Origin of the sequence: Nonomuraea sp. NPDC049400 (assembly GCF_044466425.1) — a bacterium.
In the GTDB taxonomy this organism is placed as follows: Bacteria; Actinomycetota; Actinomycetes; order Streptosporangiales; family Streptosporangiaceae; genus Nonomuraea.
In genome coordinates, this window is record NZ_JBITMP010000038.1 from 90,116 (window position 1) to 112,256 (window position 22,141).

Below are 22,141 nucleotides of genomic sequence, written 5' to 3' on the forward strand. Positions count from 1 at the left end.
CGTACAAGGCGAAGTGTTAGTCTGGGGCGAACTCTTGGAGGGGACGCCTATGACCGCATTCGCCCGGTTGAGCCTGGTCAACCGCAGCCTTGTGATTTTGGTCGCGGTCGTGCTCAGCGCGTTCGGCGCGTTCACGATTCCGCAGTTGAAACAGCAGTTGCTGCCGTCTTTGAGCTTTCCCGGCGCGTTCGTGGTCGCGTCGTTCCCGGGCGCCTCGCCGGAGATCGTCGAGGACCAGGTCACCAAGCCGATCGAGGACTCCTTCCAGGGGCTGGCCGGGATGGAGCAGATGACCTCGACGTCGAAGGAGGGCCTGGCACAGATCCAGGTGGCCTTCGAGTACGGCACCGACGTCGAGTCGTCGCTGAACAAGATGCAGCAGGCCATCAGCCGGGTCACCCTTCCGGATGGGGTGGATCCGCAGGTGGTGGCGGGCAACACCGACGACATCCCGGTGGTGGTGCTGGCGGTGGGTGACGGCGGTGACGAGCGGGCGATGGCCGACAAGCTGCGCCGGATCGTGGTGCCGGAGCTGCAGGGCGTGGAGGGCGTACGGGAGGCGCAGGTCACGGGCACTCGTGACGAGGTTGTGACGATCGAGCCGGACGCGAAGAAGATGGCGGCGGCGGGGGTGTCGGCGTCGCAGATCCCCGATGTGCTGAAGGCGAACGGCACGCCGATCCCGGCGGGCACGCTGACCTCTGACGGCAAGTCTTTGACGGTGCAGGTGGGTGCGCGGGTCGACTCGGTGGCCAAGCTGAAGGACCTGTATCTGACTCCGGCGCAGCCGGCGGGTGCCACCCAGCAGCCGGGCCAGTCGCAGGCGCGGCCCCCGACCGGGCAGACCGGGCAGACGGCGCGGCCCGCCCAGGGGCAGCCGGGGCAGGCGGCGCTCGCGCAGCAGCAGGTCCAGCCGAAGCCGCTCAAGCCGGTCAAGCTGGGCGACGTCGCGGAGATCAAGCAGGGGCTGGCGGACGCGACGACGATCACCCGTACGGATGGCCGGTCGAGTCTGGGTGTGTCGGTGACGATGGTGCCGGACGGCAACGCGGTGTCGATCTCGCATGAAATCCGCGCGAAGTTGCCGGACCTGACCAAGGCGCTGGGCGACGGCTCGGACACGGCGGTGTCGGTGGTGTTCGACCAGGCGCCGTATGTGGAGGAGTCGATCCGGAGCCTGACGACCGAGGGCCTGCTGGGGCTGGCGTTCGCGGTGCTGGTCATCTTGGTGTTCCTGCTGTCGGTGCGTTCGACGCTGGTGACGGCGGTGTCGATCCCGTTGTCGGTGGTGATCGCGTTGATCGCGTTGTGGGCGGGTGACTATTCGCTGAACATGCTGACGCTGGGCGCGCTGACGATCGCGGTGGGCCGGGTGGTGGACGACTCGATCGTGGTGCTGGAGAACATCAAGCGGCATCTCGGCTATGGCGAGGCCAGGTTGCAGGCGATCCTGGCGGCGGTGCGTGAGGTGTCGGGTGCGGTGACGGCCTCGACGTTGACGACGGTGGCGGTGTTCGCGCCGATCGCGATCGTGGGCGGCATGGTGGGTGAGCTGTTCGGCCCGTTCTCGGTGACGGTGGCGGTGGCTTTGCTGGCTTCGCTGGTGGTGTCGCTGACGGTGGTGCCGGTGTTGGCGTACTGGTTCTTGAAGACGCCGGAGCTGACGCCGGAGCAGGCGCGCAAGCAGCGTGAGGAGGCCGAGGCCAAGGAGTTGCGCTCGCCGTTGCAGCGGGCCTATCTGCCGGTGCTGCGGTTCGCGACGCGGTTCAAGCTGACGACGGTGCTGATCGGGGTGGCGGTGTTCGTGGCCACGCTGGGGCTGGCGGGCAGCTTGCAGACGAACTTCCTGGATTCCTCGGGTCAGAACACGATCTCCTTGTCGCAGAAGATGCCGGTCGGCGCGGATCTGGCGACGACCGACAAGGCCGCCCAGAAGGTGGAGGGCGTGCTGAAGGGCGCCGATGGCGTGGAGACGTACCAGGTGAACGTGGGTGGCGGCAACGCCATGCAGGGTGGTGCGGTCGGTGGTGGCGCGGATCGGGCGTCGTACTCGGTGACGATCAAGGAGGGGGCCGATGCGGACAAGGTGCAGCAGGAGCTGACCCGGCGGATCGATGAGTTGTCGGGTGTCGGCGAGGTCACGGTGGGCGGCGCCGGTGGGGGCGGGTTCTCCTCCGACACGATTGACGTGGTCGTGCAGGCGCCCGACGCTGAGACGCTGCGCGCGGCGGCTGACACGGTCAAGGCCGCGATGGGTGAGGTGTCGGGGCTGCGTGATGTGTCGTCCAACCTGGAGGCCAGCGCGCCGCGGGTCGAGGTTGTGGTGGATCGGGAGGAGGCGGCCGAGCAGGGGCTGAGTGAGGCGCAGGTGGGGCAGGCGGTGGCGCAGGCGTTCCGCGGTGCGCCGCTGGGCCAGATCACCTTGGACGGCCGTGTCAGCGATCTGGTGTTGCGTGGCGCGGACGCGCCGGACGACATCAAGGCGGTCGAGGATCTGAAGCTGGCGACGGCGGGTGGTCTGGTGAAGCTGTCGTCGGTGGCGGACGTGCGGGAGGTGGCTGGGCCGACGCAGGTGACGCGGATCGATGGTGAGCGTTCGGCGACGGTGTCGGGCAAGGTGGCCGACGCGGGGAACCTGGGTAGTGTGACGCAGTCGCTGACGGCGAAGCTGGACGGGGTGGCGCTGGCTTCGGGCGCCACCTATGAGATCGGTGGCGCGTCGGCGGACCAGGCGGATGCGTTCTCCGATCTGGGGATGGCGATGCTGGCGGCGATCGCGATCGTCTTCCTGATCATGGTGGCGACGTTCCGCAGTTTCGTGCAGCCGCTGATCTTGCTGGTGTCGATTCCGTTCGCGGCGACGGGTGCGATCGGGCTGCTGGTGGCGACCGACACGGCGATGGGTGTGCCGGCGCTGATCGGCATGCTGATGCTGATCGGGATCGTGGTGACGAACGCGATCGTGCTGATCGACTTGATCAACCAGTATCGCGAGCAGGGCATGGGTGTGGTGGAGGCGGTCATCGAGGGTGGCCGGCGCAGGTTGCGGCCGATCTTGATGACGGCGGTGGCCACGATCTGCGCGCTGACGCCGATGGCGCTGGGGGTGACCGGTTCGGGCGGGTTCATTTCGCAGCCGCTGGCGATCGTGGTGATCGGTGGTCTGATCAGCTCGACTCTGCTCACGCTGGTGCTTGTGCCGACGCTGTACACGATGGTGGAGCGGGCCAAGGAGCGGATGCGGCGCAAGCCGGCCGAGCCGAAGCACGAGGCGAAGGTCCTCACTCCGGCGTCCTGAGCGGGTTGCCGGAGAATCCGGCGTGGCCGTAGCGTCCGTGTTGCCCGGCGGGGTTATTACCTCCCGCCGGGCAAGCGGCTGGTTGGCTGAGGGGACCGGCTTCACGGCTGGCAATATGCGTCACTTGGGACGGCTCAACTGCGCGACGGGCATGTGCGCTGCCAGTGGTTCTCGCGGGCAGAGTTGGAATGCATGATCGGCGACGGGGTGGTCACGGACGGTTTCACGCTGGCTGTCGGGGAGGGCCGTTCGAGGTGGAGCAGGCCGAGTGTGATCGAATCGGTCCTGTGACGATTGAGTACATCCCTGTCTCCGGTGGCGGCCGTCTGTGGGCCGAGAGGGCCGGCAACGGAGCACCCGTGGTCCTGCTTCACGGCTCTGTGCATGACAGCCGCCTGTGGGACGGTGTTTTCCCTGAACTTGCGCTCCACCGCACCGCGATCCGGTACGACGCGCGAGGTCTGGGCCGTTCGACGCTGCCGACCGCGCCGTTCCGCTACGAGGATGACCTGCTCGCGGTCCTCGACCACTTTGGCATTGAGCGCGCGGCACTGGTTGGGTTGAGCATGGGCGGCGAGGTCGCGCTCGATTTCGCCTTGGAGCATCCGGGACGGGTGCGATCGTTGATCCTCGTCGCGGCGTCGGCCAGTGGCCACGACTGGCCGCAGTCACCCGAGTTGGACGCCTACACGGCGGCGGACCGCGGGAACGATGCCGACCGCCTGGCGGAGATGGAGCTCGCGGTGTGGGCCTCGCTGGGTGACCGGGCGCCGGGATACGCGGCAATCGTGGGGATGGTGACTCAGAACGCCAAGGTTCGGGCGGCCGCCGAGAAGGGCCACGTCCGCTTCTCGGAGGTAGGCGCCGTTGAGCTCCTTGAGCGGGTCACGGTGCCCACGACGGTCGTCGTCGGCGATCACGATCACTCGGAGATCGGCGTGATCGCTCGCCGTCTCGCCGGGGGCATTCCCGGTGCGGACCTGGAGCTCGTGGCTGCGGCTGATCATTATCTGCCGCTGCGTACGCCGGAACGGCTCATGGAAATCATCGTCCGCCGCTGATTTACCCGGCCGGCCCTGGCTCCGCTGCCGAGGAGGCGATCGCGTAGCGGCCAAGCAGTGAGCATGGCCCGGCGGGGAACTGGAATCGATCGGGTCCAGCACGCTGAGTGTGTGCATCGTCTGCGGCCGTACTTGGCGAACGCCTGTCCCAGCGTGGGCGGGCCGGTCAGGTGTAGGCGATCAGTCGCCCGCAGGCGACGACCCCTGCCCACGTGAGGAGTGAGATGGCGCCCGCGGCCCTGGCTGCCGCCGGTGGGCGGCGGTGGGCGTCCCATGCGCCCACGCGGCGATAGACGCCGAGGTGGAACACCGCGACGTTGAGCCCGGCCACCACGAGCAGGATCAATTTGACCGGCGCGGCGCCGGTGTCCGCGATCTCCCTGGCGCCCGACGTGAACATCGCCGTCCCGGACACTGCTGCGGCGGCGAACCCGGCGCGGGCCACCGGCAGCAGGCGCCGCGCCGCCGTCGGCACCGACATCGCGTCCCGTCCTGCGCCGAGCAGCCGCAGGTCGAACAGCGCGGCAGGGCCGACCAACAGTGCCAGCCCCAGCAGGTGCATGATCTCCAAGGAGGAGTAGATCCACGGGGTCACCCTGACGAACTCCGCGACCCAGGTTGCCTCCAGCCACATGAGCACGTTCGTCTCGCTGAGGGGGAGCGGTCTCATATCCTGTTGCCGCCCTTTCTCCTGATGCGCGCTACCGCCACCGCGGTACCGGCGGCCACGAGGACGCCTGCGACGAGCCAGGGCAATGGTCCGGCACCGCTGCCGATGTCGGAGCCGGTTGGCAGGGCGCCGCTGCCGTGGTCGCCGGCCGTGGGTCCGGTCTCGGAGCCGGGAGAGGCTGGGGGAGAGCCTTCCGGCAGAGGCACCGAGCGCTGCCTGATCGCCCGCCCGTCCTGCCTGATCAGGAGCTCCGGGCGGAACTCCTCCGCATGCTCGCGATGGGTGTACCCCACTGCCTCGAGCCGCTCGCCCTGGTTCACCCGGTCCGGCATGCCCCAGGCCGTCAGCCGTTCCACTGGGGCGAGGATCAGCACCACCTCGTCGTCCTGGCCGTCGTACGCCTGGGTGCGCCGCAGCACGTCCCGTCCTTCGAGCTCCTCCAGCTCGGCGGGAATGGCACGCTCGGCCAACCCGGGCGGCAGCCGCACGGGGGCCGTCACCCGCAGGTGGATCTCCGGGTGCGGGTTGCCCCACTGGACCTCTGTCACCGTCCCCGACACGTACAGAGGCCGCTCTGTCGTGAAGTCCTCCCAGCCATGGTGGAGCGCACCAAGGAGAGCAAGCCCGGCAATCGTCGACTTCATCATGAGGCCACCCTCGCCGCCCGAGCCGATTACGGGGCATACAGAGCGATTTGAGGGTCGATTAATATCGATGGCATATGAATCTGCAGCAGCTGCGCTACGCGGTCGCGCTCGCCGAAGAGCTGAACTTCGGCCGGGCAGCGCTCCGGGAGGGCGTGCGGCAGCCGCCGTTCAGCCAGCAGATCGGCAAGCTGGAGGAGGAGCTGGGGGTGCGCCTGTTCGAGCGCACGACCAGGCAGGTACGCCTCACGCCCGCGGGAGAGGCATTCGTCGCCGAGGCCCGCATGAGCCTGGCCCATGCCGCCCTCGCCGCTGAATCGGCCCGCCGGGTGGGCAGAGGAGAGGCGGGGCGGCTGGTGATCGGGTTCGTCGGGTCGGCCACGAACATCACGCTGCCGAGAGTGCTGCGCCGCTTCCGCGCCCGCTATCCGGGCGTCCAGGTCGAGCTACGCGAGCTGCCCACCGCGCAACAGGCTGAGGAGTTGCGGCAAGGTCTGCTCGACGTGGGTCTCCTGCACGCTCCGCTCGCCGGCCCCGTCGCCGAGGTGCTGACCACGCGCACCGTGGCCCGCGAACTGCTGCTCGCCGCTATGCCGGCCGGCCACCCGCTTGCCGCGGGTGGGACGCTCCCGGCCGCCGCGCTGGCCAGGGAGCCGTTCGTCATGTTCCCGAGGCGGTATGGACCCGCTCTGTACGACCGGATCACCTCCATCGCGCTGGCGGCCGGGTTCGAGCCGATGATCGTGCAGGAGGCGGTGCAGATGCAGACCATCGTGGGGCTGGTGGCGGCGGGGATCGGTGTGTCCATCGTGCCCGAGTCGGTGGCCCGGCTGCGGCGCGGGGACGTGGTCTTCCGCCCGCTTTCACCACCGGCCCGGGTCGTCACGCTGGATGTGGCCTGGCGTACAGGGGACACGAACCTGCTGGTCCACAACTTCCGCGCCTTGTTCCCGGCGCCACGTCAGCCGCGGCAGGCCCGGGCGTAGCGGAACTCGGCGACCGCGTCCGACCTGTTGTTCGTCGAGATGTGCCCGGCTCGGCACCGGGACCGGGCGTGCGGTCGGCCGGATCGTGTTCTGTCGCTGATCTTGGGACGTGGCGCGATGGGCTCATGCTCCCAGGGCGCGGCGATGCTCCACGCCTCGTTCAAGTCTGGCCATGCTCTGGCGCTCATGTTGCTGCAGCAGCGCTCGGGTGAGGGCGTCCAGACGTGCTGCGGCTTGCTTGTCGAAGGATGGGTGCATGAGGCTGATGCGCCTGCCCTCCACGAAGGCGCTCAGGGAGTCGGCCGGCGGTGTGAAGTAGCGCGCGCACAGCACGAGCGCGTCCACTTGCGCGAACCGTGTTCCGATCTCTTCAATGACGCGTTGGTTCTCGCTGACCAGGCTCAGGTCTGGACAGAGGAAGAAGACCCGGTCACCGGCGTCCTTCGTCTGCGCGGTGGTGAGAAGCTTCGTCCCCTTCGCTGGATCGGAGCCGATGACGACCACCTGATCGCCCCGGTCGAGGTGGGCGTGTGCGAGCCCCTCCCGGATGCCTGATGTGCCTCCTGACACGACGATCGTTCGCACCGCAATCCTCCTCAAACTGACTGGGAATCGGGGTGGGACGATGTCGCTGCCGGACGCATCCTGAAGGCGGCAAACACGGCAAGGACGACGATCACGGCCATGGCCAGAAAGGCATCGGAATAGGCAGCACCGTCTTGCCCGGCATGGAGGGGGTTGAAGGCATCGGCGCCGGTTTGCTGCCGCGCGGTCACCAGCACGCCGAGGAGCGCGGGACCGGTGCCGGCGCCGAGGAACTGGGCTCCTTGCAGGATTCCGAGCCCGGCCCCGGCCTGGTCGGGCGGAAGCGCACGCGCAGCCGCGCTGATGATCGGGGTCAACACGAAGAAGAAACCGACACTGAGCCCGAGGATCCCGAGCCCCGCGGGGATCGCCGAACTGCCGCCCGCGAAGGTTGAGAGGAACAGGGAGAACAGTCCCATGGCCACCAGCCCAGGCAGCACGAGCAGCCGGGTGGCGATGCGGTCGGCGAGGCGACCGATCAACGGCGACAGAACGGCGACCGCAACTCCGGCCGGGACCATCACCAGGGCACCCGCGCCCGGCTCGAGACCGTTGACGTCGACCACGAGCAGCGGTACGAACACCATGCCACCCAGATTGACGACCATGGCCAGGAACGCGACGACGACCGCGGCCCGGTAGACCGGGCCGGCGAACAGCGTGGGCGGGACGAACGGATCCGCGAGGCGTACCGTGCGCCACCCGAACAGCACGAACGCCACCACGGCCACCACGAGGCTGACCCAGGACGACGGGGTCGCGACACCGGCGACCTGTGCCTGGGTGATCCCGAACAAGATCAGCCCGGCGCCGAGCCCGAGCAGGATGCCACCCGGAAGATCAAAGCGGCCCGCGCCGGCCGGGCGCTCGCCTGGGAGCACGCGCCACGCCGCAGGAACCAGCGCCAGCGAGACCACGAGCATCATCCAGAACAGCGCGGGCCAGCCGAGGAACTGGCCGATCCCCCCACCGATGGCCGGTCCTGCGGCGGTACCGATCCCTGTGGCCGCGGACACGACGCCGATCCCCATGCCCCGCTTGTCCTCAGGCATCAGCCTGGTGACGGCGATGATCGACAGCACGGGCAACCCAGCCGCGCCCACCCCCATCACGATCCGTCCGAGCACGAGCACCGGGAGCCCCGGCGCAAGCGCGGAGATCAGGCTCCCCGCGGCGTAAGTCACCAAAGCGAAGCAGAACAGGCGCCGCAGGCTGACCCGGTCAGAGATGCGGCCGTAGAACGGGATGCCGACCGAGAACATCAGCAGGAAACCGGTGACAACCCAGGCGAGCTCGGCCTCTGAAGCCCCGAACTCCTCGCCGATCGAGGGGAGCATCAGATTGACCATGTCGCTGGCGATGACCGTGGCGAGCATCGCCGGCATCAACACAGCCAGCAGTGCCAGCGCAGAACCGGTCCGTCCTGTTCTGATTGATGTGGTGGTCATTCAGTGTCCCTCCGCGTGACAGTTACTGCCACCAGATTGGTTACAGTTAAGGCCAAGAGAAACGGCGGAGACGTCGTCTCCGCCGTTATCCGGCTAGCGGTGCCGTGTCGCCGGTTCGCGCTCTTTGGTCAGCACCTGATGGACCAGGTGGGCGATGGTCGTCCGGCCCAGTCGCTCCTGCATGGCCTGTTCGGCGTCCCGGAACTCCGCCTCAAGGAGGGCCTGCATGTGGCGACCGACCTCGCACGCGTCGCTGGGTGGATGGGCGTGCCGCGACAGGATCGGCCCTGCCTCTACGGCGACATACGCGTCGTAGAGCGTGATCTCGCGAGCGGGACGAGCGAGCGACCATCCGCCCCCGCGACCTTCCGTCGACCACACCAGACCCGCGTCCCGCAGGCTGCCGAGGATGCGTCGCACGAGCACTGGATTGCTCGCCAGACTCTCGGCGATCTCGGTCGAGGTCAGGGAGTGATCCCAGCGGCCCAACATCGTGAGCGCATGAATCGCGACCGCACTCCTGCTGCTGAGGCTCACTGCTCTCACCCTTCGGTCAACCTCCGCCATCTGCAACCAACGTAGTTACAGTCTCGCTATCCGTCAATCTCAGGTCGTAAGAAGGAGAACATCCCGCTGGCTTGGCCGACGACGACTGACGCAGCATGTGGGCGAGTTTGACAGCGCCCAGAGCGCGCTTCCCCTTGACTCCCGGCTGTCCGAACCCGCCGGATGCGACCTCCCTGGGCCTCGCGCTCAGCCGGCACCCCAGAAGGGGCTGGCCCGGCGCCCGCCGCGGATCACGGTGTGGTGGTGAGGACTGGCATCCAGTTGGGACGGCTGCGGGCGCCGGTCCAGCCGGTGAGCGGGGTGACCTCCTGCTTGCCCGCAACGTCGACCAGCACCAGGCGGTAGCGGGACTTGTTGCTGTCCGCGGTCGCGCGGTCCTGGGCCCAGGCGATCAGATGCGTGTCGTCGGCCCAGGCCAGCGACCGCAGGATGACATGATCACCCGGTGGCTTCAGCAGGGTGGTGTCGCCGGAACCGACGTCCACGACGAAGGGGGCCGAGCCGCTCCTTCCGCCCATGGCCAGGCGGCGGCCGTCGGGGGACAGCCCTGCGGGCTGGTCGCTCTCGGACTCCTGGGCGGGGCCGGGGCGAGGGCGTCCGGTGAGGTCGTAGTACTCGCGGGGTTTCTGCCGGGCGCCGGTGTCCTCCCAGATCAGCGAGCCGTCGCGGCTCCAGGAGAGATCATCGCGCAGGCCGGTGGAGCCCGGGTCGCCGGGCAGGTCGTGGAAGGTGGCCTTGCCGCTCTCCACGTCCACGATGGCGAAGCCGGTCCTGACCTGTCGTGCGTCCGGTTCTCCGGCGGGATCGGCGAGCAGGCCGGGGACGTGGTCGTACGTGGTGACGAGGAGTTGCTTCCCGTCCGGCGACCAGGCGACGCTCCCCGCCACCGCACGGCCGAGGTCGATCCAGCGCCGCAAGCTGGCGGCGGAGGTGTCCACCAGGCCGATCCGGCGGGCGGGCAGCGTCTCTTCCAGCACCGCGGCCGTCCGGCCCGAGGGCGCCACGTCGACCCATCCCCAGCGCGCCCCCGTGTAGCCGCCCGTGCCCGCGTGGGTGAGGAGATACCAGGAGCAACTCGGCTCGCAAACGGCGTACGCGGTGAGCGTGACGCGCCCGGCGGCGACTCGTTCCACCGGCGTGGAGCGGCCGGGATCGGCCGCGATGTCGCCTTCGATCTGGCCGGTGGCGACCTGGGGGTCGTCGCGAGGGACGAGGGAGGGCACCGTGATCACGCCGACGGTGACGGCGGCGGCCAGCGCGGCCGCGGTGGCGGTCACCCGCCTGATCCGCATGCGCGTGCGCTGCCGCCACGCGGCCTGCGCCACGCCGGCCGGCAGCCTGGCATCGTCGGCCACCGCGGCGAGGACGTCTTTCACCAGCTCGTCGGTGCTCATCTCAACGGTCCTTCCGGGAGGTGAACGCGGAATCGGTGTACAGGTCGTGGAGCTCGGGGCACAGCTGCAGGAGCCGGGCCAGGGCCCGGTGGGCGGTGCTGCGTACCGTGCCGATGCTGCAGCCGAGGGTCGCGGCCACGGTGGACTCCGACTGGTCCTCGAAGTAGCGGAGCACGAGTACGGCGCGTTGTTTGGCGGTGAGCTTGCCGAGCGCTTTCTGGACCACGATCTTGAGCTCGACGTCGTACGTGGCGTCAGCGCCCGCCTGCTCGGGGAGCTCGGCGACGGCGTATTCCCTCCTGCGCCGCCACCAGGAGATCTGCTGGCGATACATCACCTGCCGGAGATAGGCCTCCGGGTCGTCGATCTTGTGCCATCTGAGCGCCGTCTTGGCCAGACTGGTCTGCAGCAGGTCCTCGGCGGCGTGCTGGTCGCCGGCCGTGAGCAGATAGGCCAGGCGGATGAGCGCGGGCGAGCGCGCCGCCACGAATTCGTCGAACGCGGGCCGGTCCGCGCAATCCCCGATCACCTGGCGACCTCACCACGCAACTGGGTGACCGTCACGAAGTGGTAGCCGCGGGTGGACAGCGTGCGCAGCACCCTCGGGATGGCCGCCACCGTCGTGGAGTGGATGTCGTGGAACAGGATGATCGCGGCAGGCTTGGCCCCCGACACGGCCGCACGGGCCACCCTGGCGGCGTCGCGGTACTTCCAGTCCAGGGTGTCCACGGTCCACATCACGAGGGGATGCGGCGTCTGCGTGCGTACGACGTCGTTGACAGCCCCGTACGGGGGGCGGACGGTGCCCGGCGTCACGCCCGCCGCCCTGCTGATGGCCTGATCGGTGCGGTGGAGATCATCGCGCACCTGGGCCGCCGTCAGCCTCGTCAGGTCGCGGTGGGACCAGCTGTGGTTGCCGAGCTCGTGCCCGGCCTCGGCGGTCTGGCGCACCACGTCCGGGCTCATCGCGACGTTCTGCCCGACGACGTAGAACGTGGCGCGGGCGTGGAACCTGGCCAGGTGGGCCAGCAGCGTCTGGGTGTGGGGCCCGGGTCCGTCGTCGAACGTCAGGGCCACGCACTTGACGCGGTGGCAGTCGGTGGATTCCTCCGACGCCGGCGGAAGGGTGGGAGTGGGGGCGACGGGCCCGTCCAGGTCGAGTCGCCGCTCGGGCTCCACGACCTGTCGTTGCACCCTGCGCCCGAAGCCGGACAGCAGCGGCCTCACGGTCGCCGCCGGCAGCACGGCTCGCAATTGCCCGGCGGGCGCCACCCCCGTCACGCCCTCGTCGAAGGTCACCACCAGGTCCCCGCGCGTGGTGAACGCCAGATCGTCCAGGTAGCTGGCCCGGGAGGCGCCGTCGGCCAGAACGTCGCGCAACGCTCGTGGGTCAAAGCCCTCCTTCCTCGACAGGGCCTTGCCGAGCTCAGCGGTGAGCCTCTCGATCGAGCCCGGCTCCACGAGCGCGGTGGCGGGCAGCACTGTGCCGGTCTTGGCGTCGTACCAGCGGGTGGTGGTGGACAGGCCGTCGCCGGCGCCGCCGAGCCACCACTCGGTGTAGCGCACCCCGATGACGTCCCCCGAGGCGACCAGGAATGCGAAGTCCAGGTTGAGCTCCGGGGCGGCCTGGTGGCACGCCTGGGTGCGGAAATCGGCGCGCCTGGCCTCCACCATGCGGCGCAGCGCCGCAGTGAACGCTTCGGCGCCCGGCACCTGCGGATAGGTGATCGACCAGGGGCAGGACACGTCGTTGCCGCTGGGGCGGACCACCCGCAGGCCGTCGATCCACGTCGGCGAGACGGTCGCGATCTCATCGGCGTGGTGTGACGCCGCGCGGACCGCGGAGGTAGGCGGGCTCTCCTTCGTCGGTGTCGAACCGGTGGCCGCGCAGCCCATCGTTACCAGCCCGGTGACGATGAGCAGCATGATGATCATATTTGGAGGTTTCACGGCCGCCAGAACTCCGCTCTTCTTGACAAAGGATGACAAAGCACGCACTCGGTCGGCTATCAGATAGATGCACGTTCCTCGCGATTTGTTGCCGTAAGGACGCGCCAGGGTGGGGCTATCTATGCGACCTGGCGCAGAAGTTTCCGCACGATCACCCCGATCGGCCGATCGGCCTCGACTGCGTGAGCCGCCGGACAAGGTGGGAGGTCCAGGCAACGTTCGGGCGGTCCTCATGTTCCGCAGATCGCCGTGCGGGCGGCGTCGTGGGGGGCGGCGTGCGGTTGGCCGGCCGATCAGCAGCAGAGCCCGCAAGCGAGGTGCCCCGCGAGCTCATGTCTGCACGCGCGCCCGTTGCCGCTGCTCGCCCCGATGGCGGCGATGGCCTCGATCTCGATGCGGGCCTCCGGGCTCGGCAGGGCGGACGACACCCCGACGACCGCTCGCGCCGGTCGGCTCTCCGTGCTGTGCTGCGATGCCTCCTCGGGGACCGCTACATGGGCGAAGACCGCACCAAGGAGTACGCCGCCCGCAACGGCGGACCCGGCAACCTCCTCGTCCATGGCCACATCGACAAGGTCATCGCGTTCATCCGAGGTGACGCCCGTCCCGGCGGTTCACCGTGTTCGCAGTGCCGCCTTGCGCTCATGCCAGCGGCGCATCATCGCGCGGGTCTCGTCCCTGAGGAACTGGATGAGCTCGAGCGTCTCGTTCAGCCGGTCGGCCGCCGGTGAGTCACCCAGGATGGCGATGCCTTCTCGCAGGTCGGCCTCGCCTCTTTCGAGGAACGGGTTCGCGAGGAACGTGGACTCGTACCACGAGCCGTCCACGACGTAGGCGTGGCGGCGCGTTCCCGGGTCCCGTTCCGTACGGATGAGGCGGAGCTGGGTCAGGTAGCGGACGGCACCCGAGACCCCGCCGGTGCTGGCGTGCAGCCCTTCCGCGAGCTCGGCTGCGGTCATCCGCCCGCTCTCGCTGGCCAGGAGCGTCGCGAAGACGCGGGCGGCGAGGCGTGGGAAGCCGGCATCAGCGAGGGTGGAGGCGAAGCGCTCGACGAATTTGCCGAGCTCGTCCATCTCGTCTTCGCGCACAGCGCTCCCTCCAGTCATCTCGTCGCAAGGGTACCGCAGTAGCACGAACTTTCAGTAATTATTGAAAGCTGGTGTTACTGTGTGCCGGACGGCGCACAAGGCGGGTGACGGGAGACGCGCATGGCCAGGCACGTGTTGTGGTGCAGAGGAGAGAGATGAACCAACGAGCCAAGGATCGGACGCTCGGGCAACGGCTCGCCGACCTGCTGTGGACGAAGTACGCTCGGCTGCCCGCTTCGACGAGCGACTACAGCGTGACCCGCAACGTGCGGATCCCGATGAGAGACGGCGTCGAGCTGCTCGCGAATCTCTTGGAGCCGAAGGGACCGGTGTCGGGAACGATTCTCGTCAGCTCCCCGTACGGCTACAACGTGATGGGCGCGGCGATGACGGGCGGAGTGTTCGCCTGCCGTGGCTATCGGGTCGTGCTGGTCCGGTGGCGGGGCACGTTTGGATCGGGGGGAACCTTCGAACCGCACATGCGGGAAGCCGACGATGCGGCCGACATCGTCGGTTGGATGCGCGAGCAGCCGTGGTTCGACGGGCGCTTCGCCACGCACGGCTTTTCCTCTGTCGGCTTCGCCGCGTGGGCGTTGCTGAGGGATCCGCCTCCAGAGCTGGCCACCGCGGTCATCGCGTGCGCGCCGCACAACTTCGGTGCATTCGTCTACACCGGCGGAGCGTTTTTGCTCAGCACGGTGTTCGAATGGTCGTTCGCCACGACCAAGCAGGAGGAGCCGATCCTGCCTCGCATCCTTGCGGTTCTCTCTTCCCGGGGCCGTATCAAGAAGGCCCTGGCAGCGCTTCCACTGGCCGGCGCCGCCGAAAAGCTGATGGACGGGAAGGCGCCCTGGTATCGCGAGTGGGTCAGCCGGCGGGATCTGGGCGACCCATGGTGGAAGCGCGCCGACCTGACGGAAGCGCTGGATCGGGTGCACGTCCCCGTGTTGATTCAGGGCGGCTGGCAGGACGGCTTTCTTCGCCAGACGCTGGCGGGGTACGCGCGGCTGGCCGAGCGGGGCGTCGATGTCGGACTCACCATGGGTCCGTGGACGCATGCTCAGGGGGGCGCCGAGGGCGCCCGCGTGCTGCTCCCCGAGGCCCTCGCCTGGTTCGACGAGCATCTGGCCGGATCCGGTGTCCGGCGCCGCGCCATGCCGGTCAAGGTGTTCGTCAGCGGTCGGAACGAGGGCTGGCGCGACCTTCCAGCCTGGCCACCGGCGACGGTCGAGCAGATCCTGTATCCCCGCTCCGGCGAACTCCTGGCCGCTCAACCTGCCGACGCCGGAGAAGTGAGCGAGTTCACCTACGACCCAACCCAGCCGACCCCCACGTACGGTGGCGCGTTCGTCACGCAAGTCTCCCCGGGAGTGACCGCGGGCTACACGGACGACAGCGCGCTCGCCTCGCGTTCCGATGTGCTGGTGTTCACGTCAGACCCGTTGACCACGGAGCTCGAAGTCGTCGGCAGCCCGGTTGTAGAACTGGGCCACAGCTCCGACAACCCCTTCGCCGACTTGTTCGTTCGCGTGTCGGAAGTGGATGCCCAAGGGCGCTCACGCAACGTCAGCGACGGGTTCGTCCGACTCGACCCTTCGACGGCCCAGGGCCTGATTCGTATGGAACTCGACGCCGTAGCGCACCGGTTCGCGCGGAACAGCCGGATTCGGCTGGTCGTTGCGGGCGGGTCACATCCGCGCTGGGAGCGGAATCTGGGAACAGGCGACGACCCGGCCACCTCAACGAGGATGCTGCCGTCACACCGGACGATCGACCTGTCGATCTCGCGGGTCGTGCTTTCGGTCACCCAATCGCCCGGGGCATGAAGGCACCTCCGCCAAAGCCTTCAACCCCGCCACTTTTGCCCCGCCTCGATACCTGCCAGACTGCCGGGCTGCGGTCCGGCTCTGGTTCTGTCAAACACGGCTTCGTCGTGCTTCGGCTTCGAGGAGACCCGCATCCACCAGGTGACCGCCCGCATTGAGGTCACCGAGGAGATCGCCGGCACCCGCACAAGGTGCGCCGGTTCCGCCGCGAGAACGACGACTGGTACGACGCACTCGACGTGGACGAATAAGACCGCCTGCCGACAAAACGACCAGCAGCCAACGCCCGCGAGGGTGTCACCGGCCGGAGTTGCCAGAGGACGGTCCTCCCATGGCTTGAGCGTACGCGGCTCCGCACTCGAACGCGGGAAGCTCCACATCCTCGACGCGGCGCCCGCTCATGCCGTGGACCTCCCTACCGCGAGCGTACGAGCGGCCCGGCACGTCGAAGCCACGAGCCCCAGCAAGCATCCGGGGGCTACACTGCCGTCGCGCTCGCTGAGCGATATCGTTCAACGAGTCTCACGTTGAGCAAAGTAGGCAATTTTTTTTGAACGGCGGCCTCGGGGCCCAACGCTGCTGCTCCTGCGCACACCACGGCTACCAAACCGAACAACATCTGATGCCACTCGGGTGGCTCGCCGAAGTTGGAGGCAACGCTGAAAAGCATGGATGCCCCGCTTAAGGCGGCAAGCGCACGATTACCGCGACGCGAAGTCCCGTCGCGTCTGCGCTGTCCCCGCCCTCCCATGTGTCGAGCGTACGTCGCCTCTACCCGGGCCGCGCGACGTTTAGGCCTCCACCCGGAATCCTCCGCGGCGACCTACCACCCACCCGCTCACGGGGGAGCGATGCAGAAAATCCAGGCCCGCCACTACCACAACGGCCGCCTGCGCCTGGTCCGGCTGAGCGTCACGCACTCCATAGAGGCCCCGGAGAAGCCCGCCACCGCCGAGAACGTCGCCCGCTGGTCCGCCACCAGCTCGCCGAACACGTCCGCCCACGTGCGCGTGGACAACAACAACTCAGTGCGGTGCATTGGACGACAACGACACCGCGTGAGCCGCGCCGAACGGCAACGCAGACGGCCTGCACGTCGAGCTCACCGGTTACGCCCGCCAGTCCCGCGCCGACTCGCTCGACGCATTCTCGCCGGCCCCCTGAAGAACGCGGCCAAGGTCGCCGTGGGCACGCGGTCCCGTACGTCGAGGCGGATCTCGGCTCCCTCGCGAGTATCACCCCCGTTCGTGAACCTTGGAGGCATGACTCACCATGGTTGTCGTGACCGAGGAGCCTCTCACTGGCGGAAACAACGCCCTGCACGTGGTGCGGACCGGCGATACGGTGCGCCGCGCGCGCGACGCCGGTTCCGCGTTCGCTGCCCGACCACCGACCACCCCACCCAGCGAGCACACGGCACCTACTTCGAGAACCCGCGACAGTTGAATACGCGACCTCACCAGTATTGACTCCGAGGCCGCCCCGCGGCCCAGGCCGGTGGGGCTGGGTTGCGGAGCCTGCGGACGGTGTGCCGGGCCCTTCCCCGTGCTGCTTTAGTCGCCCAAAGCCAGACCAAGGTCGGATGCCCGGCAGGCGCACCGTCCCTAACTTCAGGCTTATGACACAAGTGCGCACGCCGCCCGCCAGCCGGGTCCACGAGATCGACGTGGTGCGCGGATTCGCGCTCGCGGGCATCCTGGTGGCCAACATCGGCTTCTTCGCCGACCCCGGCTACGCGGTCGACGGGACCATGCCCATCCCCGACGGGCCCGTGGCCACGGTCATCACCGCCCTCGTGCTGACCAAGTTCTACATCATCTTCTCGTTCCTGTTCGGCTACTCGTTCACGCTGCAGATGCGCTCGGCGGAGCGGGCGGGCGCGAGCGTGCGGACCAGGACGCTGCGCAGATGCCTGGGCCTGTTCCTGATCGGCTTGGCACACGGGATTCTGCTGTGGGTCGGCGACATCCTCACCCTGTACGCCGCGCTCGGCCTCCTCCTGCTCGCGCTGCGCAACATCAGGCCGAAGACCGCCGTCGTGACCGGATCGGTCATCGTCGGCGTGCTGACCCTGCTGTGGGCCGGGCTGGCGTGGCTGTCCACCCTCGACCCGACGGCCGGTCACGCTCCGGCGGCCGAAACCGCGGCGGCGGCCCGCACCCTGGCCCTGGCCACCGGCAGCCCGCTCGACGTGCTGACCCTGCAACTGGAGCTGTACCCGCCGCTCGTCGCGATGGTATGGATCTTCCAGGGGCCGATGGCGCTGGCCATGTTCCTGTTCGGGCTGGCGGCGGGCAGGTCCAGGCTGCTGGAGGAGACCGAGCGGTGGTGGCATCTCGCGCCGCGCATCCAGTGGATCGGCTTCGGCCTCGGCCTGCCCGGCGGGATCCTGCTCGCGCTGACGGCCGGCGCGTCCGGCATGTGGGAGCTGGTCGGCGCGGCCGTAAGCACAGTGACCTCGATCCTGCTGGCCGCCGCGTACGTGGTGACCCTGCTGCGGGTGATCCGGCGTTTCCCCGCCGCCGGACGCGCGCTGTCGCCCGCGGGGCGGGTGGCGGCCTCCAACTACGTCGGGCAGTCGGTGCTGTGCTGCCTGGTCTTCACCGGGTACGGACTGGCGCTGGCGGGCAAACTGTCGCCGCTCGCCGTGATGGGCGTGGCCCTGGCGATCTACACGGTCCTGCTCTGGCTGAGCGCGCGCTGGCTGCGTACCCACCGCTACGGACCGGTCGAGTACGTCCTGCGCCGCGTCACCAACTGGGCCTAAATGCCGTTCCAAAATGGTGATCTGATGTCGCAGGGCAAGGATCTCGACATCCTTGTCTCGATCTCCCAGCGGCAGCAGCCGCAGGGGCGGCAAAGGCGTTCGTGACAGTCAGGTAGGCCAGACGGAAGAGCACGAATGATCATTGCTCTGCACCGTCGGTGAGCAACTGCGAGCCAACGGCATGACTGACGCTTGGAGCACGCGCCGAGAAGCCGGACAAAGTATCGAAGAAATTTGACCGTAGGCATGGTCGTCCTCCATGACCGGCCTGGGAAGTGATAGCGGTGAGCAGGCAAGACCACCTTTCACAGAGCCCATGGACAGGACAACTTCCGGCGGTGCGGAGCACTGGCGCTTCTCAGTGACCGTCAGGCCTACATGCCGGACACACACCGGCGGCGAGAAAGGCGCGGCAACAACGAGAGCTGAACGTGTCTGGCGTCTCTTGCGAGGCAAGCAGGACCAGAAAGGTAAAAAGTGTCGCTTCCCAGCCGCCTTTCTGTCCAGGCCATACTGACGTTGGCAACGGGACTGTTGTCGCTGATAGCTCTCAGCGTGATCGGAATCGCCGCGGATCTGATGATCCGCGTAGAAGTCGAGCAGCGGATCTTCGAAAACACCGAGCGCGCGGCCGTTGACTGGATCGGAGCAATGAACCAGGCCCGGCCGCCACCCCCCGTGACCACCTCCGACGTCAGCCTGATCCAGCTCATCAACTCATCCGGACAGGTCGTGTCGGCCAACAGAGCCGCTGCGGGACTTCCGAGATTGAGCGAGTACTGGCCCCCATCCGACGATCGCATCGAGCACCGCACGGAATGCACCGCCGCGCAGTGTGTGATGCTCACCGCCGTCAGGCCCTCGCCGCAAGAGGAGCAGTTGCTGTGGGGCGGCGAGTCCCACATCGTCTACGCCGGTCGCCGTCAACCCACGATCCTGGCCACGCACGCCCTGGAGCTCGTCCTCGGCGGCGGCGCCCTGATCGGCAGCCTAATTTTTGCTGGGGCGACCTGGATACTGGTCCGGCAGGCGTTGCGCCCGGTCGAGGCGATACGGAGGCGGATCGCGCAGGTCACCGTGACCGACTTGAGCTTGCGCGTCCCGCAACCGCCCGGGCGGGACGCGATCGCGCGGCTGGCCCGCACCGCCAATGAAACTCTGTCGCGGTTGCAGGAAGCGGTCGACCATCAGCGCCATTTTGCCTCGATGGTGTCACACGAGCTGCGCACCCCGCTGACGGGGCTACGTACCCAATTGGAAGAGGCGTTGCTGTATTCCGATGTGGACCCGCGCGTCGCGGTCGAAGATTCTCTGTCCACACTGGAGCGCTGCCAGTCGATCATCGATGAGATGCTGGCGCTGACCCGCGTGCGCACCTCCCCGCACAAGCACGAACAGGTAGATCTCACTGCTCTGGTACGGCAGGAAGTCGCACGCCGGGACACAAGGGTCCCGGTCCGAATCCACGCCGAGGAGGACGTGGAGGTGTACGGCAACCCCGTCCAACTCACCGAGGTGCTGATGAACCTTCTCCTCAACGCCCAGCGTCACGCCCGGACGTGCGTGGAGGTCCGTGTGGCGCGCCTGGGCGGACAGGCGATGGTCAGTGTGGTTGATGACGGCGCCGGCATCCCCCCAGCGGACCGCGAGCAGGTCTTTGCGCCCTTCGTCCGCTTGGCCGAAGGGCGCCGGCGTGATCCGCAAGGAAGTGGCCTCGGCCTTGCCATTTCGCAGGCCATCGCCCAAGTGCACCAAGGAACCCTGACCATAGAGGACTCACCGCAAGGCGCCAAGTTCGTCCTGAGCCTCCCACTGGCGCCTGGCTGAAACTACTCCCGGCGTCGTAGCCCGGTCAGTCGCCGATCCCCATGGGGTATCGCAGAGGACTTTCCCTGAGGGATGCCCTCGCCAGTGGCTGGACGACAACGCCATTGCGTTTGACTGAGCAGCCTCTCGTCAAGCCCTCATGACCACGGCGCCGTCGCGCCGGAGCGTGCCGAGCACGGTGCGCAGGTCGTTCAGCGACTGGTGCGCGTTCTCCCGGATTGCCAACGCGGCCTCGCGCATCTCCTCGGCGGTGAAGTCCTTCCGGTATGCCAAGCCGCCGGGCGAGCATGGACAGCAGGGGCGCGCCAGGACGTCGTTCATCTCATGGGCGACCTTGAGCCGTTCCGCCAGCTCACCTCGGAGGTCCGAATGGGCAACGTCGGCGATGGTTTCCGGTCGATCTACAGCTCTCTGAGCTGGACCTACACGGTGAAGACGGTGCCCACCAAGGCATACGACGCCCTGGTGTACGTGCCGCAGGCCAGCCCGGTCACCCCACTGTGACGGCAGTTGGGTGTCAACCGCGTCGGTGGGACGTTGGGCGGTGAGGTTCGGCTGAGATAAGACGTACAGGCGAAGCCCGTGCCTGGTAAAGGTCTTTGCGGAGCGGACGGCATAGCCGTCCGCTCCGTCCCCCAGGAAATCCACGTTGTAAAGGCAGCCTGTTGAAATCGATCAATCAATCATCACGTGACTCTCCTCACGTGGTTTAAAAGGCACGGGCTTCGTCCGTACGTCTTCCAAGAAGGTGCTGCCTTCCTGCCTCCACTTCCATGAGCCTCGCCCCTTCTGGGCATAGCCAACGCGGGGGGGTGGGCTATCCCCATGGTGGCCACCCTCGGGCCTACTCCCGCATGCCGAGACCGCGCTGACCCCCTCAAGGACTACGCCGCGGCGTGCGCCGTTATCGGAGATTATCTGGGGTTCTTGACATCTTCTCGCAGGTCAAAGCGATATGATCTTGTAAGGTACGTTGATTGGCCTCAAAGGCGTGCTGCAGCCACAGCGCGTCCCGGCACTCGGCCAACGCCGCGAAGGCGGCGGGAGGCCACCTCCCCAATGACGGATTGCGCCAGCATCGGCTCACCGTCGAACCATGAGATCTGCAAATGCGCCAGTTCATCGCGGCGCCGGTCGATGAAGTCCTTCACACCCTCGAGTGGTGATCAGGAGCATTGACGTGTCCGCGCCGGAGATGCTCGGGCTGCCCGATCGTCGGGTGGGTCATGACATGGACGATGGCCGAGGGGCGGGTCCGCCTTCGAATCACGACGCCGAAGATCCCTAGACGGCAATGCCGCACTATGCGAATATGTGTTCGATTAATGAAGATCGTCAGCGGAGGCGGGTCCCGTAGTCATGTCGGAGTGCTCGCTTCTCCTCTTCTCCTCCGGAACGGAGTGCCTGTGCGCCCATCAACCTCTGCCCGAGCTCCTCTGTCCCGCCGATTAGTCGCCTGGGCCGGGACCCTGCTCCTGACGGCGGCCCTGCTCGTCACTCAGGCGCCCACCGCCGCCACCGCCGCGGCCGCCGCGACCGTCACCGACCTCGGCGTCGCCGCCGACAGGGGCGGCGACGTGGTGGGGCACAGCGGCAAAATCTTCGTCGCCGCCGACGATCGGATCGTGGTCACCAAAAGCGACGGCGCGCTCATCGACACGATCAGCGGCCTGTCCGGTGCCGTGGCCCTGTCCGTGGCGGACAACGGCAGGAAGGTGTACGCGGCGCTGCGCGATTCGCATGAAGTGATCGAGATCGACATCGCAACACTCGCCATCACCAAGCGGATCGACCTCATCGCCTACCCGTGCCCGTCCACGCTGGCCCAGTCGTACGAGCGGCTGTGGGTCGGATACGGGTGCGGCCAAGCGGGGGAAGGAGGCGTCGTCGCCCTCGAGCTGTGGAGGCCGACACCCACCCTCGTCCCGGTCGGGCCAGGCACGACGCAGCCTCCGCTGGTCGCCGTCGCCGGGAGCACTCTGGTGGCGACAGAGCCGGGAGCCGACCCCGCCTCGATCAGGGTGTATGAC

Annotated in this window: 21 protein-coding genes; 8 read left to right on the forward strand and 13 right to left on the reverse strand. The window is 68.1% G+C overall.

Annotation, left to right across the window (positions count from 1 at the left end; all coding sequences use genetic code 11):
- Positions 1 to 49 precede the first annotated feature (49 nt).
- Entirely contained in the window at positions 50 to 3,298 is a 3,249-nt protein-coding gene (locus ACIBVN_RS42135) for an efflux RND transporter permease subunit (RefSeq protein WP_397145904.1), read from the forward strand.
- Positions 3,299 to 3,585: 287 nt separating this feature from the next.
- Positions 3,586 to 4,359: an alpha/beta fold hydrolase gene (locus tag ACIBVN_RS42140; RefSeq protein WP_397145905.1), complete on the forward strand. Its 774-nt coding sequence runs from the start codon at positions 3,586 to 3,588 to the stop codon at positions 4,357 to 4,359.
- 166 nt (positions 4,360 to 4,525) lie between these two features.
- Here the strand turns inward: ACIBVN_RS42140 and ACIBVN_RS42145 are convergent, their stop codons facing one another.
- On the reverse strand, positions 4,526 to 5,029 hold the full coding sequence (locus ACIBVN_RS42145) for a hypothetical protein (RefSeq protein WP_397145906.1): 504 nt from the start codon (positions 5,027 to 5,029) through the stop codon (positions 4,526 to 4,528).
- Positions 5,026 to 5,676 (reverse strand): DUF6152 family protein, encoded by a 651-nt coding sequence (locus tag ACIBVN_RS42150; protein ID WP_397145907.1) that lies wholly within the window; start codon positions 5,674 to 5,676, stop codon positions 5,026 to 5,028. The genes ACIBVN_RS42145 and ACIBVN_RS42150 overlap by 4 nt, the downstream gene beginning before the upstream one ends.
- 74 nt (positions 5,677 to 5,750) lie before the next feature.
- Here ACIBVN_RS42150 and ACIBVN_RS42155 point away from each other — a divergent pair, with 74 nt between their 5' ends.
- Positions 5,751 to 6,659: a LysR family transcriptional regulator gene (locus ACIBVN_RS42155; protein WP_397145908.1), complete on the forward strand. Its 909-nt coding sequence runs from the start codon at positions 5,751 to 5,753 to the stop codon at positions 6,657 to 6,659.
- Positions 6,660 to 6,782: 123 nt separating this feature from the next.
- On the opposite strand, the gene ACIBVN_RS42160 is transcribed toward ACIBVN_RS42155, so the two are convergent.
- The 8 genes from ACIBVN_RS42160 to ACIBVN_RS42195 all read right to left on the reverse strand — a co-directional run bounded on the left by ACIBVN_RS42160 (position 6,783) and on the right by ACIBVN_RS42195 (position 13,691).
- Positions 6,783 to 7,244, reverse strand: a complete 462-nt coding sequence (locus tag ACIBVN_RS42160) for an SDR family NAD(P)-dependent oxidoreductase (protein WP_397145909.1) — start codon at positions 7,242 to 7,244, stop codon at positions 6,783 to 6,785.
- A gap of 11 nt (positions 7,245 to 7,255) precedes the next feature.
- Positions 7,256 to 8,692 (reverse strand): MFS transporter, encoded by a 1,437-nt coding sequence (locus ACIBVN_RS42165; RefSeq protein WP_397145910.1) that lies wholly within the window; start codon positions 8,690 to 8,692, stop codon positions 7,256 to 7,258.
- 93 nt (positions 8,693 to 8,785) lie between these two features.
- Positions 8,786 to 9,229 carry an Rrf2 family transcriptional regulator gene (locus ACIBVN_RS42170; protein WP_397145911.1) on the reverse strand — a complete coding sequence of 148 codons (444 nt, stop codon included), beginning with the start codon at positions 9,227 to 9,229 and terminating at the stop codon, positions 8,786 to 8,788.
- A 260-nt stretch (positions 9,230 to 9,489) separates the two neighbouring features.
- Positions 9,490 to 10,653 carry a hypothetical protein gene (locus ACIBVN_RS42175; protein ID WP_397145912.1) on the reverse strand — a complete coding sequence of 388 codons (1,164 nt, stop codon included), beginning with the start codon at positions 10,651 to 10,653 and terminating at the stop codon, positions 9,490 to 9,492.
- Position 10,654: 1 nt separating this feature from the next.
- Positions 10,655 to 11,182, reverse strand: a complete 528-nt coding sequence (locus tag ACIBVN_RS42180) for a SigE family RNA polymerase sigma factor (RefSeq protein ID WP_397145913.1) — start codon at positions 11,180 to 11,182, stop codon at positions 10,655 to 10,657.
- Positions 11,179 to 12,588 (reverse strand): polysaccharide deacetylase family protein, encoded by a 1,410-nt coding sequence (locus ACIBVN_RS42185; protein ID WP_397145914.1) that lies wholly within the window; start codon positions 12,586 to 12,588, stop codon positions 11,179 to 11,181. Before ACIBVN_RS42185 ends, ACIBVN_RS42180 begins: the two co-directional genes overlap by 4 nt.
- A 308-nt stretch (positions 12,589 to 12,896) precedes the next feature.
- On the reverse strand, positions 12,897 to 13,163 hold the full coding sequence (locus ACIBVN_RS42190; protein ID WP_397145915.1) for a hypothetical protein: 267 nt from the start codon (positions 13,161 to 13,163) through the stop codon (positions 12,897 to 12,899).
- Positions 13,164 to 13,217: 54 nt separating this feature from the next.
- Positions 13,218 to 13,691: a GbsR/MarR family transcriptional regulator gene (locus ACIBVN_RS42195; RefSeq protein ID WP_397145916.1), complete on the reverse strand. Its 474-nt coding sequence runs from the start codon at positions 13,689 to 13,691 to the stop codon at positions 13,218 to 13,220.
- A 155-nt stretch (positions 13,692 to 13,846) separates the two neighbouring features.
- On the opposite strand from ACIBVN_RS42195, the gene ACIBVN_RS42200 reads away from it, so the two are divergent.
- Positions 13,847 to 15,517: a CocE/NonD family hydrolase gene (locus ACIBVN_RS42200; RefSeq protein ID WP_397145917.1), complete on the forward strand. Its 1,671-nt coding sequence runs from the start codon at positions 13,847 to 13,849 to the stop codon at positions 15,515 to 15,517.
- Positions 15,518 to 16,391: 874 nt separating this feature from the next.
- Here ACIBVN_RS42200 and ACIBVN_RS42205 read toward each other — a convergent pair.
- Positions 16,392 to 16,556: a hypothetical protein gene (locus tag ACIBVN_RS42205; protein WP_397145918.1), complete on the reverse strand. Its 165-nt coding sequence runs from the start codon at positions 16,554 to 16,556 to the stop codon at positions 16,392 to 16,394.
- 579 nt (positions 16,557 to 17,135) lie between these two features.
- Between ACIBVN_RS42205 and ACIBVN_RS42210 the strand changes: the two genes are divergently transcribed.
- On the forward strand, positions 17,136 to 18,284 hold the full coding sequence (locus ACIBVN_RS42210; protein ID WP_397145919.1) for a DUF418 domain-containing protein: 1,149 nt from the start codon (positions 17,136 to 17,138) through the stop codon (positions 18,282 to 18,284).
- Positions 18,285 to 18,839: 555 nt separating this feature from the next.
- Positions 18,840 to 20,111 (forward strand): sensor histidine kinase, encoded by a 1,272-nt coding sequence (locus ACIBVN_RS42215; RefSeq protein ID WP_397145920.1) that lies wholly within the window; start codon positions 18,840 to 18,842, stop codon positions 20,109 to 20,111.
- 129 nt (positions 20,112 to 20,240) lie between these two features.
- Here the strand turns inward: ACIBVN_RS42215 and ACIBVN_RS42220 are convergent, their stop codons facing one another.
- On the reverse strand, positions 20,241 to 20,432 hold the full coding sequence (locus ACIBVN_RS42220; protein ID WP_397145921.1) for a hypothetical protein: 192 nt from the start codon (positions 20,430 to 20,432) through the stop codon (positions 20,241 to 20,243).
- A gap of 3 nt (positions 20,433 to 20,435) precedes the next feature.
- Between ACIBVN_RS42220 and ACIBVN_RS42225 the strand changes: the two genes are divergently transcribed.
- Positions 20,436 to 20,615 (forward strand): hypothetical protein, encoded by a 180-nt coding sequence (locus tag ACIBVN_RS42225; protein WP_397145922.1) that lies wholly within the window; start codon positions 20,436 to 20,438, stop codon positions 20,613 to 20,615.
- A gap of 479 nt (positions 20,616 to 21,094) precedes the next feature.
- Here ACIBVN_RS42225 and ACIBVN_RS42230 read toward each other — a convergent pair whose 3' ends face one another.
- Positions 21,095 to 21,262 (reverse strand): hypothetical protein, encoded by a 168-nt coding sequence (locus ACIBVN_RS42230; protein ID WP_397145923.1) that lies wholly within the window; start codon positions 21,260 to 21,262, stop codon positions 21,095 to 21,097.
- A 255-nt stretch (positions 21,263 to 21,517) separates the two neighbouring features.
- Between ACIBVN_RS42230 and ACIBVN_RS42235 the strand changes: the two genes are divergently transcribed.
- Positions 21,518 to 22,141 (forward strand): YncE family protein (locus tag ACIBVN_RS42235; protein WP_397145924.1); only part of this gene is annotated, 624 nt, incomplete at its 3' end.

What these genes read in the sequence shown, in the direction of transcription:
- ACIBVN_RS42220 (WP_397145921.1), bottom strand. Translation starts at nt 20,432, where the DNA reads ATGAACGACGTCCTGGCGCGCCCCTGCTGTCCATGCTCGCCCGGCGGC.
- ACIBVN_RS42150 (WP_397145907.1), bottom strand. Translation starts at nt 5,676, where the DNA reads ATGATGAAGTCGACGATTGCCGGGCTTGCTCTCCTTGGTGCGCTCCAC.
- ACIBVN_RS42155 (WP_397145908.1), top strand. Translation starts at nt 5,751, where the DNA reads ATGAATCTGCAGCAGCTGCGCTACGCGGTCGCGCTCGCCGAAGAGCTG.
- ACIBVN_RS42210 (WP_397145919.1), top strand. Translation starts at nt 17,136, where the DNA reads ATGACACAAGTGCGCACGCCGCCCGCCAGCCGGGTCCACGAGATCGAC.
- ACIBVN_RS42190 (WP_397145915.1), bottom strand. Translation starts at nt 13,163, where the DNA reads ATGGACGAGGAGGTTGCCGGGTCCGCCGTTGCGGGCGGCGTACTCCTT.
- ACIBVN_RS42185 (WP_397145914.1), bottom strand. Translation starts at nt 12,588, where the DNA reads ATGATCATCATGCTGCTCATCGTCACCGGGCTGGTAACGATGGGCTGC.
- ACIBVN_RS42145 (WP_397145906.1), bottom strand. Translation starts at nt 5,029, where the DNA reads ATGAGACCGCTCCCCCTCAGCGAGACGAACGTGCTCATGTGGCTGGAG.
- ACIBVN_RS42165 (WP_397145910.1), bottom strand. Translation starts at nt 8,692, where the DNA reads ATGACCACCACATCAATCAGAACAGGACGGACCGGTTCTGCGCTGGCA.
- ACIBVN_RS42200 (WP_397145917.1), top strand. Translation starts at nt 13,847, where the DNA reads ATGAACCAACGAGCCAAGGATCGGACGCTCGGGCAACGGCTCGCCGAC.
- ACIBVN_RS42225 (WP_397145922.1), top strand. Translation starts at nt 20,436, where the DNA reads ATGGGCGACCTTGAGCCGTTCCGCCAGCTCACCTCGGAGGTCCGAATG.
- ACIBVN_RS42205 (WP_397145918.1), bottom strand. Translation starts at nt 16,556, where the DNA reads ATGCACCGCACTGAGTTGTTGTTGTCCACGCGCACGTGGGCGGACGTG.
- ACIBVN_RS42135 (WP_397145904.1), top strand. Translation starts at nt 50, where the DNA reads ATGACCGCATTCGCCCGGTTGAGCCTGGTCAACCGCAGCCTTGTGATT.
- ACIBVN_RS42175 (WP_397145912.1), bottom strand. Translation starts at nt 10,653, where the DNA reads ATGAGCACCGACGAGCTGGTGAAAGACGTCCTCGCCGCGGTGGCCGAC.